General features: G+C 64.3%; 11 protein-coding genes. 5 read left to right on the forward strand and 6 right to left on the reverse strand.

Annotation, left to right across the window (positions count from 1 at the left end; translation table 11 throughout):
* Window positions 1–957 (forward strand): acetyl-CoA carboxylase carboxyltransferase subunit alpha, encoded by a 957-nt coding sequence (locus ABJ363_09025; protein MEP4379128.1) that lies wholly within the window; start codon window positions 1–3, stop codon window positions 955–957.
* A gap of 9 nt (window positions 958–966) precedes the next feature.
* Here ABJ363_09025 and ABJ363_09030 read toward each other — a convergent pair whose 3' ends face one another.
* Both ABJ363_09030 and secA read right to left on the reverse strand, forming a co-directional pair.
* Window positions 967–1971, reverse strand: coding sequence for an LLM class flavin-dependent oxidoreductase (locus ABJ363_09030; GenBank protein ID MEP4379129.1), 1005 nt, complete (start codon window positions 1969–1971; stop codon window positions 967–969).
* Between the two features lie 15 nt (window positions 1972–1986).
* Complete coding sequence (secA, locus tag ABJ363_09035) at window positions 1987–4719, reverse strand: preprotein translocase subunit SecA (GenBank protein ID MEP4379130.1); 2733 nt, start codon at window positions 4717–4719, stop codon at window positions 1987–1989.
* A gap of 352 nt (window positions 4720–5071) precedes the next feature.
* Between secA and ABJ363_09040 the strand changes: the two genes are divergently transcribed.
* From ABJ363_09040 to ABJ363_09050, 3 genes are read left to right on the forward strand one after another with little or no spacing between them, the layout of a single operon-like run.
* Window positions 5072–5959, forward strand: a complete 888-nt coding sequence (locus ABJ363_09040) for a peptidylprolyl isomerase (GenBank protein MEP4379131.1) — start codon at window positions 5072–5074, stop codon at window positions 5957–5959.
* 53 nt (window positions 5960–6012) lie between these two features.
* Window positions 6013–7314 (forward strand): bifunctional glutamate N-acetyltransferase/amino-acid acetyltransferase ArgJ, encoded by a 1302-nt coding sequence (gene argJ / locus ABJ363_09045; GenBank protein MEP4379132.1) that lies wholly within the window; start codon window positions 6013–6015, stop codon window positions 7312–7314.
* 5 nt (window positions 7315–7319) lie between these two features.
* Window positions 7320–7727 carry a (deoxy)nucleoside triphosphate pyrophosphohydrolase gene (locus tag ABJ363_09050; GenBank protein ID MEP4379133.1) on the forward strand — a complete coding sequence of 136 codons (408 nt, stop codon included), beginning with the start codon at window positions 7320–7322 and terminating at the stop codon, window positions 7725–7727.
* Here the strand turns inward: ABJ363_09050 and ABJ363_09055 are convergent.
* The 4 genes from ABJ363_09055 to ABJ363_09070 all read right to left on the reverse strand — a co-directional run bounded on the left by ABJ363_09055 (window position 7724) and on the right by ABJ363_09070 (window position 11358).
* Entirely contained in the window at window positions 7724–8608 is an 885-nt protein-coding gene (locus ABJ363_09055; protein MEP4379134.1) for a hypothetical protein, read from the reverse strand. The two genes, ABJ363_09050 and ABJ363_09055, sit on opposite strands and share 4 nt — an antisense overlap.
* Window positions 8609–8690: 82 nt before the next feature.
* Window positions 8691–9536: a hypothetical protein gene (locus tag ABJ363_09060; GenBank protein MEP4379135.1), complete on the reverse strand. Its 846-nt coding sequence runs from the start codon at window positions 9534–9536 to the stop codon at window positions 8691–8693.
* Between the two features lie 14 nt (window positions 9537–9550).
* Window positions 9551–10414 carry a hypothetical protein gene (locus ABJ363_09065; GenBank protein ID MEP4379136.1) on the reverse strand — a complete coding sequence of 288 codons (864 nt, stop codon included), beginning with the start codon at window positions 10412–10414 and terminating at the stop codon, window positions 9551–9553.
* On the reverse strand, window positions 10414–11358 hold the full coding sequence (locus tag ABJ363_09070) for a methyltransferase domain-containing protein (GenBank protein ID MEP4379137.1): 945 nt from the start codon (window positions 11356–11358) through the stop codon (window positions 10414–10416). The genes ABJ363_09065 and ABJ363_09070 overlap by 1 nt, the downstream gene beginning before the upstream one ends.
* Window positions 11359–11498: 140 nt before the next feature.
* Between ABJ363_09070 and ABJ363_09075 the strand changes: the two genes are divergently transcribed.
* The gene (locus ABJ363_09075) at window positions 11499–12308 is read left to right on the forward strand and encodes a ComF family protein (protein MEP4379138.1); all 810 of its coding nucleotides are present in this window, start codon (window positions 11499–11501) and stop codon (window positions 12306–12308) included.
* The last annotated feature ends 91 nt before the right edge of the window (window positions 12309–12399 follow it).

Here is a 12399-nt window from a genome sequence, read left to right on the forward strand (position 1 = left end):
ATGGCGCATTTCCTGGAATTCGAAAAACCGCTCGCCGAGCTTGAAGGTCAGATCGAAGAGCTTCGCAGGCTGTCCGACAACGGCGATCTCAACATCGCCGATGAAGTCGGCAAGCTCGAGGAGAAGGTTGATCGTCAGCTGCACCAGACCTATGACCGGCTATCGGCCTGGCAGAAGGTCCAGGTCGCCCGCCATCCGGGCCGGCCGAAATGCGGCGACTATGTCTCGGGACTGATCACCGAGTTTGTGCCCCTGGCCGGCGACCGGCTCTACGCCGAGGACAGCGCGCTGGTGGCGGGCATGGGCCGCTATCACGGCCGCCCGGTCATCGTGCTCGGCCAGGAAAAGGGCAACGATACGGAAAGCCGTATTCACCATAATTTCGGCATGGCGCGGCCCGAGGGCTATCGCAAGGCGCAGCGCCTCATGGAACTGGCAAACCGGTTCGACATGCCGATCCTGTCCTTCGTGGACACGTCGGGTGCCTATCCCGGTGTGGGTGCCGAGGAACGCGGCCAGTCCGAGGCCATCGCGCGTGCGATCCAGGCCTCGATGAGCCTGCAGGTTCCCTTCGTGTCGGTGATCATTGGCGAGGGCGGTTCGGGCGGTGCGGTGGCGATCGCGACGGCGAACACGGTCCTGATGATGGAACACGCCGTTTACTCGGTGATCTCGCCCGAGGGCTGTGCCTCCATCCTGTGGCGCGACGGCGAGCGGGCGCAGGACGCCGCCGAGGCGCTCAAGATCACGGCGCAGGATCTGGCCGAGCTGAAACTGATCGACGGCATCGTGCCGGAGCCGCTGGGCGGCGCGCACCGTGAGCCCGCTGCCGCGATTGTTGCCGTCGATGCGGCGATGTACGCCGCGTTGCAGGCGATGGACGGGATGGACGGTGCGGCGCTGCAGGCCCAGCGTCGCGAAAAGTTCATGAATCTGGGCAGTGCGGGTCTGGCCTGACCACGGTAGTCAGGCCAAGCGGGGCATGACCTCGCGCGCGAACAAGTCGAACGAGCCCGCGGCTTCCTCGAAACTCAAATCGCCATAGGCGAACCGACACACGAAATAGTTGAGCCCTGCCGCGCCGATCTGGCGCTCGATTTCGGACGCCACCATGTCCGGGGTACCGGCGATGATCGCGTCGCGGTCGCGGGCGGTCGCAAGCGTCGAGGCATAGGCCGGGTCCTCGACCCCGAACTTGCGCCAGAGGTTGATGAAATTCTCGTACCAGGCCGCGTAGGCACGCCCGGCGATTCTGTCCGCCTCGGCCTGGGTGTCGGCGATATAGACATGCCGCGCCACGCCGAGCTTCGCCGTGACCGGCCCGCCATGCTCACGGTCCCAGGTCTCGCGATACTGGTCTGTGGCACTGCGGGCGATCTCGCACGGTGAATTGCTGATCATGTTGATCTTCTGGGATGCGGGCCAGGCGGCACCATCGGGTGTGGCCACGCCGTACCACATGGGCGGGTGGGGCTTGCCGATCGGCGACCCGATCATCGGCACATCGTCATAGTTGAAATGTTCACCAGCGAAACTGAGCGTCTCCGACGTGAGGCCGCGCTTTACGATCTCGAACGCTTCCAGATAAATCGGGCCGGCGTTTTCCTTGTCGATCCCGAAATAGGCGACCTCGAAAGGCGAGATACCCCGGCCGACCCCGAATTCGAACCGCCCGTCGCTCAACTGGTCGAGCATGCAGATTTCCTCGATCAGGCGCAGCGGCTCATAAAGCGGCAGGCAATAGACCATCGGCCCGAAATGTATTTTCGTGGTGCGCTGGGCGACGGCCGACAGGAACACGCCGGGCGAGGGGGCGAGGCCGAGCGGCGTCGCGTGATGCTCGGCCAGGTGATACATCGCGATTCCGGCCTCGTCATAGGCGGCGATCAGGCGGAGGCGGTCTTCATAGATTGTATGGTCGGGCACGCCGGCCCGGCGGTCGAGGTGATCGAAGACACCGAATTCGACCATCGCGCGCGCCCTTTGCTAGGCGCTGCGACCGTGGCAGTGCTTGTACTTCTTGCCGGAGCCGCACGGGCACGCTGCGTTGCGCGGGACCTTGCCCCAGGTGGACGGGTCGTCCGGGTCGATCGTGGCCGCCGCGGCCCGGCTGCGGGCCGATGCGGCGCTGTTGCCCGAATTTTCCCGGCGCGGGGTGGCGTCGCCGAATTGTCCCACGCTCGCATGCTGGGCCTCGGTGTTCTGCGGCGACTGGGGTTCCGGCACCGCCTCGGGTGCGTTGACCTGAATCTCGATGTGGCTGAGCAGCTGGGTGACGCCCTCGCGAAGCCGCCCGAGCATGTCCTGGAACATATCGAACGCTTCACGCTTATACTCGTTCAGCGGGTTCTTCTGGCCGAACGCGCGCAGGCCGATGCCCTGACGCAGATGGTCGAGGCGCAGCAGATGGTCCTTCCAGTGCTGGTCGAGAATCTGCAGCAGCAGGTTTTTCTCGGCCATGCGCATAATCTCTTCGCCATAGTTGGCGACCTTGGCGGCCATGTGTTCGTCGGAGAGCTTCTCGAGCCGGTCGTGGATTTCCTCGTCGGCGATGCCTTCCTCGGCCGCCCATTCCTCGACCGGCGCGTCGATCCCGAAGATACGCAGCGTCTCCTCGTGGAGCAGGCTTGTATCCCATTGTTCCGCAAAGGCCTTCTCGGGGATCGTGCGCGCGATCAGGTCCTCGAGGGTCTCGGCCCGCATGGCCTTGATCGTGTCGGACACGTCGTCGGTCCGCATCAGGTCTTTGCGCTGCTCGTAGATGACCTTGCGCTGGTCATTCATGACATCGTCATACTGCAGCAGCTGTTTGCGGATCTCGAAGTTGCGGGCCTCGACCTTCTGCTGAGCCTTCTCGAGCGCCTTGTTGATCCAGGGGTGGACGATCGCCTCGCCCTCTTCGATGCCCAGCTTGGTCAGCATGCCGTCCATGCGTTCGGAGCCGAAAATGCGCATCAGGTCGTCCTGCAGGGACAGGAAGAAACGCGAGGTGCCCGGGTCGCCCTGGCGGCCCGACCGGCCGCGCAGCTGGTTGTCGATCCGGCGGCTTTCATGGCGTTCGGTGCCGATGACCATCAGGCCGCCCGCCGCGATGACCGCGTCGTGGAGTTTCTCGACCTCGGCGCGAATGGCGGCTTCCTTCTCGTCGCGCGCCGGTCCGTCTTCCATGTCGGCGAGCTCGGCCTCGAGGCGCATGTCCAGATTGCCGCCGAGCTGAATATCGGTGCCGCGGCCGGCCATGTTGGTCGCGATCGTGACCGCGCCCGGCACGCCCGCCTGACCGATGATCTGGGCCTCGCGCTCATGATGGCGCGCGTTGAGCACTTCATGGGCGATCTTGCGGGACGTCAGCGCCGCCGAGACTTCCTCCGACTTCTCGATCGAGACCGTGCCGACGAGCACCGGCTGGCCGCGCTTGTTGGCGTCCTCGATGAGTTCGTTGATGGCGTTGTATTTTTCCTCGAGGGTCCGATAGACCTCGTCATTCTGGTCGTCGCGCACCATCGGCCGGTGGGTCGGAATGTCGACCACTTCGAGCTTGTAGATTTCCGCGAATTCGGCGGATTCCGTCATCGCCGTGCCGGTCATGCCGCCGAGCTTGGGATAGAGTCGGAAGTAGTTCTGGAACGTGATTGAGGCGAGGGTCTGGTTCTCGTTCTGAACCTGGACACCTTCCTTGGCCTCGAGCGCCTGGTGCAGGCCGTCGGAAAAACGCCGGCCTTCCATCATGCGGCCGGTAAACTCGTCGATGATGACGATCCGGCCTTCATGGGCGATGTAGTCCCGGTCGCGCTGGAACAGCTTGTGGGCTCGCAGCGCCTGGTTCACGTGATGCAGGAGCGTGACGCTGGTGATGTCGTAGAGGCTGGCGCCTTCCTCGAGCTGGCCGTCTTTGATGAGAAGCGCCTCGACATGCTCGACGCCAACCTCGGTCAGGGTCGCGGCGCGGGCTTTTTCGTCGACCTCGAAATCTTCCTCGACCAGTTGCGGCATCAGCTTGTCGGCCTGGACATAGGCTTCGGAGGAATCCTCGACGGGACCCGAGATGATCAGCGGTGTGCGGGCCTCGTCGATCAGGATCGAGTCCACTTCGTCAACGATCGCGAAATTGAAATCGCGTTGCACCATCTCGTCGAGATGGAACTTCATGTTGTCGCGCAGATAGTCGAATCCGAACTCGTTATTCGTGCCGTAAGTCACGTCGGCGGCGTAGGCCGCGCGGCGTTCCGCGTCGGACAGGGAATTGACGATGCAGCCGGTGGTCAGGCCCAGGAACTCGTAAATCTGTCCCATCCAGCCGGAGTCACGCTGCGCCAGATAGTCGTTGACCGTGACCACATGGACGCCCTTGCCCTCGAGCGCATTCAGATAAACGGCCAGGGTGGCGACGAGAGTCTTGCCCTCACCGGTCTTCATTTCGGAGATCATGCCCTTGTGCAGGATCATCGCGCCGAGGAGCTGTACATCGAAATGGCGCTGACCCAGGGTGCGTTTCGCGGCCTCGCGGACCGTCGCGAAGGCCTCGACAAGGAGGTCGTCGACCTTCTCGCCGGTCTTGAGCCGCGCACGGAAGGCATCGGTGCGCGCGCGCAGGGCCGCGTCGTCGAGCGCCTCAAGTTCGGGCTCGAGGGCGTTGATCGCCTCGACATCCTTGTGAAGCCGCTTCAGATATCGGTCATTCGCCGTTCCGAAAGCCCGTGTGACCAGACTGAGGACCATACCTCTACCTCGAACCCGTTTGTGCTGACGTCTCCGGCAGGGCCTGCCGCGAGATGCCGCTGGTGCCGGGGGCTGGTTACCGCTCCCGGATAGATGGGGATTGTGGGCGCATTGTCTAGGGCGCGCCCGAACATGTGTCAATGTCGCTGCCGGCCGCGGGTCGGATCCGGCACCGGAGCATCACCGGATTGCCGTTTTCTCGCCCGAATTCTGATTCACATTGCCGTGTAGCGAAGGCCGCTGCGGCGGTGTGCATCTTGTGCCCCCTTCGCGAACACGGCAGTCTGGCCCGCATCATAAAATGGCCGGCCGGGCCCATGCCGTCCGGGCGGTCATCCACAGGAGAATTCAGATGTTTCGTACGTACGCCACGTTGTTCGTGCTCGTATTCCTGACCCTCGGCGTGGCGCCCGCCACGGCCCAGCAAGGTGCCGGTGACGCTGAAAGCGGCACCGCGAAAGCCGCCGATGTACCCGACGACCCGGTGGTCGCCCTCGTGGATGGGTTCGAGATTCGCCAGTCGGACGTGGCCGTCGCGTTTCAACGCCTTCCGGAACAGTTCCGCCAGGCACCGATCGGCCAGATTTTCACCCAGCTCGTGCAGCAGCTGGTGGATGGTGAACTGATCGTGCAGGCCGGCCGCGAGGTCGATCTCGAAAACGATCCGGAAGTGCAGGCCCAGATCGCCGAGTTCGCGCGGGTCGCGGTGCAGCAGACCTATATGAACCGCCTGATCACCGAAGGCCTCAATGAAGACGACCTTCGCGCGGCCTACGACGCCACGATCGCCAACACGGAGGGGCCGCTCGAGGTTCACGCGCAGCATATTCTGCTCGAGAGCGAAGAGGACGGCTACGACATCATCAAGGCGCTCGAAGGCGGGGCCGATTTCGGGGATCTCGCGCGGGAGCGTTCGCAAGGCCCGAGTGCGCCGCGTGGCGGGGATCTCGGCTACTTCACCCGCAGTGCGATGGTGGGGCCGTTTTCCAGCGCGGCCTTCGCGATTGAGCCAGGCGAAATCGGCCCGGACCCTGTCCAGACAGATTTCGGCTGGCATGTCATCAAGGTCCTCGACAAACGCCGCCAGCCCGCGCCCAGTTTCGAGGAATCGCTGCCCACGCTCGAACAGCAGTTGACGCGCGAGTTGATCGCCACGCATATGGCGGAATTACGAAGCAAAGCCGAGATCAAGATGTTCAATCTCGACGGCTCGCCGGTCGAGGGCACCCCACCAAAGTGACGCAAGACGTCGCGGTGACGCGCCCCGGCTGAGAATCACCGGGGGTTAATGCCATGGCCAAGTCTGCCAAGAAGTCTGTGAAATCAAGGGCTGCCGCCAAGGTGCCGGCCAAGGCACCGGCGCTACCGCGCTCGCCGCTCGCCCCCGCGCGGTTTCCCACGCTGGCGAATGTCCGCGGCGTTGAGCTGGCCGGCCTCGCCGTCGGCCTCAAGAAGCATCGCGGTGTGAAGGACCTGATGGTCGCGGCTTTTAAGCCGGGCACAACGGCGGCCGGCGTGCTCACGCGTTCGAAATGTCCGTCCGCACCCGTCGAGTGGTGCCGGGCCATACTGCCGCGCGGCAAGGCCCGCGTGCTGGTGGTCAATTCCGGCAACGCCAATGCCTTCACCGGTCTGGCTGGCGACCTGCAGGTGGCGCAGACCGCCGGGCAGGCCGCCCACCTGTTTGGTTGCCGCGCGCAGGACGTTTATGTCGCCTCGACCGGGGTGATCGGAGAGCCGCGCGATCCCGACTATGTGGCGGGCAAGCTGCCGCGGATGAAAAAGGCGCTGGGCGCAGGCAAGTGGCGCGCCGCCGCCGATGCCATCATGACAACCGACACGTTTGCCAAGGGGGCGAGCCGCAAGGTGCGGATCGGCAAGACGCTTGTCACGATCTCGGGTTTCGCCAAAGGCTCGGGCATGATTGCGCCGGACATGGCGACGATGCTGGGGTTCGTGTTCACGGACGCAAAGATCCCCGCGCCGGTGCTGCAGCGGCTCGTGCGTTGGGCGTCGGACGAGTCTTTCAACGCCATAACGGTCGACAGCGATACTTCCACGTCGGACACGGTTCTCCTGTTTGCGACCGGCCAGGCCAAGGGTCAGCCCCGCATCAAGGGCGCGGGCGACAAGGTGCTTGCCGACTTCAAGGCAGCGCTCCGCGAGGTGTTTGTCGATCTCGCCCAGCAGGTCGTGCGCGACGGCGAGGGGGCCCAGAAATTCGTCACCATCAACGTCCGTGGTGCGGAATCGAAACGCGCGGCACGCGCCGTGGGTCTCGCGGTGGCGAACTCGCCCCTGGTCAAGACGGCCATCGCGGGCGAGGACGCCAACTGGGGGCGGATCGTCATGGCGGTCGGCAAGGCAGGCGAGAAAGCGGACCGGGACCGGCTGTCGATTGCCGTCGGCGGGGTGCCGATCACGCGCCTCGGCCAGCTCGTGCCGGGCTATGACGAGACACCCGTGGCCGCCCATATGAAGGGCCAGGAAATCGACATCGACATCGATCTGGGCATCGGGCGCGGGCGTGGGACCGTTTGGACCTGCGATCTGACCCACGGCTACATATCGATCAACGCCGACTACCGGAGCTAGGCGTCTTGTCTGACGCGCGCCTGCTGCTGGTCAGCGCCGTCGCATTGATCGATGCCGATGACCGGGTGTTGATCGCACAACGCCCGGAGGGCAAGTCGATGGCGGGCTTGTGGGAGTTTCCCGGCGGCAAGGTGCAGGACGGCGAGACCCCCGAGGCGGCACTGATCCGCGAGCTCGACGAGGAGCTCGGCATCGATACCTTCGAGAGCTGCCTGGCACCGATTGGTTTTACCAGCCACGCTTACGATGACTTCCACCTGCTGATGCCGCTGTTTGTGTGCCGGGTCTGGGAAGGCACGCCGCGGCCCCGCGAGGGGCAGGAACTCAAATGGGTACGCCCCAACGCGCTGCGCGACTATCCGATGCCCCCGGCCGACGTGCCGCTTGTTGCCCAGCTGCAGGACTTGCTTTAGGCGGTTTCCTTCGCGTCGAGGGGCAGGTTGTCGCGCAGGCGGCGATACATGATCGACAGCATCGACACGCCGATCGCGATGCCGAGAAAACTGATGGCCTGTGACACCAACTCGATAATAACCAAGGCCGCAATTGATGGTGTCACGCTCGTGTCCGCCGTCAATCCCACGGCGATTAGAATGGCTGACACGATGGCGAGCAGTATAAGCTGAATGATGAATGTCGGTACAATTGTGCCGAACACGATGATTCCGCACATGCGCCAGCGGTTGCCCCGTGCGAGCTTCCAGGCTGCGATAAGACCCAGCTCGGAATCTTCGATCGCTGCCGCCGGGAAGGCGAGCGACAGACCGACGATCTGAACGACGACGAACAAGAACAAGGCGAATACGATCACGGGAACCAGCACCGGGCCTGCGGGCCCCAGGGCGATGATCAAACTGGCGAGAATGAGGTTAAGAACGAAAACGAGCGGAATCATGGCTGCGGCAAGCAAGACGAAGTAGCCAACGCCTCGGCCAACGAAGATCCAGTGCCGTCGGCTCCATTGAATCAATTCGCGCGCGCTCGTGTTCTGCGGGCCGAGCAGGTAGCGGCGATGCCAGGCGACCGCGAATGCGACATAGAGCCAAACGGACACCAGGACGCCAAGAGCGATGGCGGCAAAGAACATGAAATCCAGATCCTGGAACAGGCTGTTTATTTCAGCTTCGGACGCCAGGCCGATGATCGGCGTGCCGACAAGCAAGAGCCCGAGTAGCATCGGCGCTGCTGTGGCCACGATGATGGGAATGAGTGCGTAGTCAAACCAGGCGCGTTTCTCTGTCCAGATAAACCCCAGACCATCCTTGATCGTCTGCCAGACCGGTAGCTTGTACATGCTTTGTCCCCCGATTAGCGCGGTATTGGGATAACGCTAACACAACCTCTGATGGCGGCGTCACCCGCGAAAACAGGCTTGACTAGCGCTCCGGAACGTCCACCCGCAGGGTCGTGTTGTCGCGCAGGTGGCGGTAGATCAACGACAACAATACGATCGTTACGGTGAAGCCGATGAAGTTGATCACGATGGGGGTCACCAGTTTCGGCAGGCTGCCGACGGTAACTGATCGGTTGATCAAAAAGCCGACGCCTTTCTCGATCAGCCAGAATGGCAGCATCGCGCCCAGTGCGAAGATGATTGCCATCCGCCAGAGGTTGCCCTTGGCCTGGTTCGAAGCCTCGGACAGGCTGACCGCATGGTCGTCGATCGCCGCCGCCGGGAGCGCGGGCAGGACCATGCAGGTGAGCAGCGCTATCGGGACGGCGAACAGGATCAGGACGATGAATGTAAGCGTGACCTGACCCGCTGCGGATTCGAGGACCCCGGCGGCACCGGCGACAGCGCCTATCGCCGGTACGAACGTTGCCGTCACGATGAGGCCGAGACCGATGATCGCGACCATCACGATCCCCTGGCCGACATAGCGCCAGTGCCGGGTCCGCCAGGCCAACCAGGCGAGAGGTCCGGTTCGGTCGTTGGCGCCGAGTACTAGCCGGTGCAGCGCAACGGCATACATGAGCAGGCTCGCCGTGATGGCCACATAGGCGAGAATGAACGGGGCGTTGAGCAGAATATAGGCGAAGATCGGCATCTCGCTGCCGACCCCGAGATACCCGCCGGCGAGCCAGCCGTTAGCGACCGCGACATCCAGGCCGATCCAGATGATCAGAGGTAATATGGCGAGTTGGAACCAGGCGGTGAACTGCGTGATCAGGAACCGGCAAGCGTCGGCGATGGTCTCGAGAATGGGCAGTTTGTAGGTCATTGCGCAATTCCGCCTCAGGTGGTCGCGGTCGTATTCGTCGGCGGTGTAGCGAGTTGGCGGAACGCCTCGGCCAGCGCCGTCACCTGGGACGCGATTGCCACGAACATGATCGCCTGCTGCACCAGCAGGACGACGAACAGGAAAGACAGGGACGGCCCGGTCAGTGAGACGGCAAGTCCGGCCAACAATTGCGCGATGACAATAAGGGCGAACAGTGCGGGCAGCAGTGAGAAAAGGTAGATGCCCAGCATGTACCAGCTCTTGCCGCGGGTGACATTCCCGGCATCGCGAAACCCGAAACGCTGATCGACGGCCGCCGCTGGCAGGACCAGCAGCAAGCGTGACGTGATCAGCAATGTTCCGACGACGATCGCCGCGCGCCCGAATATTCCCAGTGTCGGATTGACCGAGGTCAGAAGATTTATCGGCCCCGTAATCAGAAACCCGAGCAGTAGCACCAGCCCGATCAGCATGAAAAACCTTGAGATGAAGCGCCAATGGCGCGGCCCCCAGCGCATGGCCGCGCCCACTGTCATGCCTTCGGGCCCGATCAGGTAGCGCCGGAACCAGGCGACCGCGAACATGACATAGGCCACGAAGGCGGCCACGCCGTTCGCGATGGTTGCCGTCAGCCGTGCCGGGTCGACATTCTCGAAACTGACCGTGACCGGCCGCGCGTCGGGGTCGACAGGAAGGGGCGGTTCGGCCGGTACGGGCGAACCGAATTGAAGCTGCCAGTCGCCGGTGGCCCAAAGGCCGACGATCTGGACGAACGAGACCAGAAGCACGGGCAGGAACGCATAGGCGAACAGGTCGCGGCGTTCGTTCCACAGAAAGCGGTAGGCGGTGCCGAGGGAGGCAAACAAGGTGAGCGGCATCAGTTCTGATCCTTGCCGGGTTGCGGGTTGGCGGCGTCACCTGTTGCCTGCTCGACCGTCTCCAGGGCGTCGGCAAGGCGGGTGTCTGCGCTGCCCGGACGCAACGGCCGGGGCTGGCTCGCATCGGGTGCCCAGCCGGTCAGGAAAAAAAGCTCGAACGTGGCGGGGATCCGGTCGTCGGACCCGGCGAAACGCTCGGCGTAGATTTCGGCCGCCCGGAAGAGGGTTTCGCGCCGGGTCGGCGAACGCCGCCGGTCCTGCCGGATGTTGGTCTCGCCCATGCCGCGCAGGTCATGCATCAGCTTGAGCGGGTGTTCGTAGGTGACCTGGATGGGATCCAGGTCGGCCACCGGCAGCGCGAACCCGGCGCGTTGCAGAAGGGCCGCTGCGTCGGCCAGTTCGGCGAAGGGTGCCACGCGTGGGCTGGCGCCGCCCTCGATCTCCGCCTCGGCGGCCAGCCAGGCCGTCCGCAGCTCGTGCAATGTCTCGCCGCCGAGCAGGGCGCCCAGGAACAGCCCGTCGGGCTTGAGTGCGCGCCGGACCTGCGCCAGCGCCCCCGGTACGTCGTTGACGGCATGCAGGACGCCGGTGCTGACGACAAGATCGAAACTATGCTCGGCGAACGGCAACGCCTCTTCGTCGGCGACGATTGTCGGATTTCCGTGCGCTGCCCGGCCGTCCCGGGCCATCTCGAACGAGATTTCACTGTGGACCAACCGGCCGATCTTGCCCGGTGCCAGCCGTTGGGCGGCATCGGCATAGAGCCCGGTGCGGCTACCCCAGTCGAGGGCGAGGTCGAAGTCGCGGCGGACATCGGCGGTGCGTTCGGCGAGCCGCTCGGCGATTTCGCGAAACAGGAAATCATGGGCGGCGAAGTCGGATGCGACCCGTGATCTGCGTTGGCGCAGCAGGGTCCGGTCGAAAATGTCCACGGGTCCGCTCATGGAAGCTATATGGCATGGCACCGGCTGCGGGCAAAGCGGCCGCCGCGCGATTGCGCGCAGACGTGAACGTGAAAGCATGTGTCCGTGGCGAACCGGCGGCGATTGACACCGATTGCGACTTTCCGGCCAGATGCTTCTGCATGTCGGACCAACTGGAACACAAACGCGACGTCGTGGCGGCCGTACTACGCCCGGCGTTGCATGCCGCGCGCATGTCGCTCGATGTGCTTTTGCCGCCGCAATGTCTGGCCTGCGACGCGCTCGTTTCTGCGCCGGGGACCCTGTGCCACACCTGCTGGGATGGTTCGGTCTTCGTCTCCGCGCCGTTGTGCGCGGCCTGCGGTACGCCGTTCGAGTTCGATCATGGTCCCGATGCGCTGTGCGGTGCGTGTATGCGCGACCGGCCGCGGATCGACCGGACCCGCGCGGTGTTCGTCTATAACGACGTCAGCCGCAATCTGGCGACCGGCCTCAAATATCGCGACCGCACCCACGCGGCTCCCGCGCTCGGCGACTGGCTGGCGCGGGCTGGCCGGACGCTCGTGCGGGAAGCTGACCTGATCGCGCCTGTGCCGCTGCATCGGGGGCGTCTTTGGCGGCGGCGCTTCAATCAGTCGGGATTGCTGGCCCGGGCGGTCGTCAAGAACAACCGGCGTGACGGCGCGGGCCGTATCACCGAGGGGCCGGAACTGCTTCTCGACCTGCTGACACGCGACCGCGCCACGCCGAGCCAGGGTGGGCTTAATGCGGCGGCGCGGCGGCGCAATGTGCGCGGCGCATTCTCGGTCAATGCCCGCCACTGCGCGGCGGTCGCGGGCGCCAGAATATTGCTGGTCGATGATGTTTTCACGACGGGTGCGACACTCGACACCTGCGCCGGCGCGCTCCTGAAAGCCGGCGCGGGCGCCGTGGATGCGCTGGTGCTCGCGCGGGTCGAGCGGCCGCGCTAGGCCGCGCATGTGATGACATCGTTGTGAACCCGCTGGCACGGCAGCCACTGGTCAAGCGGGTCCGGGTTCCCTAGATAGTGGTGAACAGCGC

The sequence above is a fragment of the Alphaproteobacteria bacterium genome (genome assembly GCA_039980135.1).
GTDB lineage: Bacteria > Pseudomonadota > Alphaproteobacteria > UBA6615 > UBA6615 > UBA8079.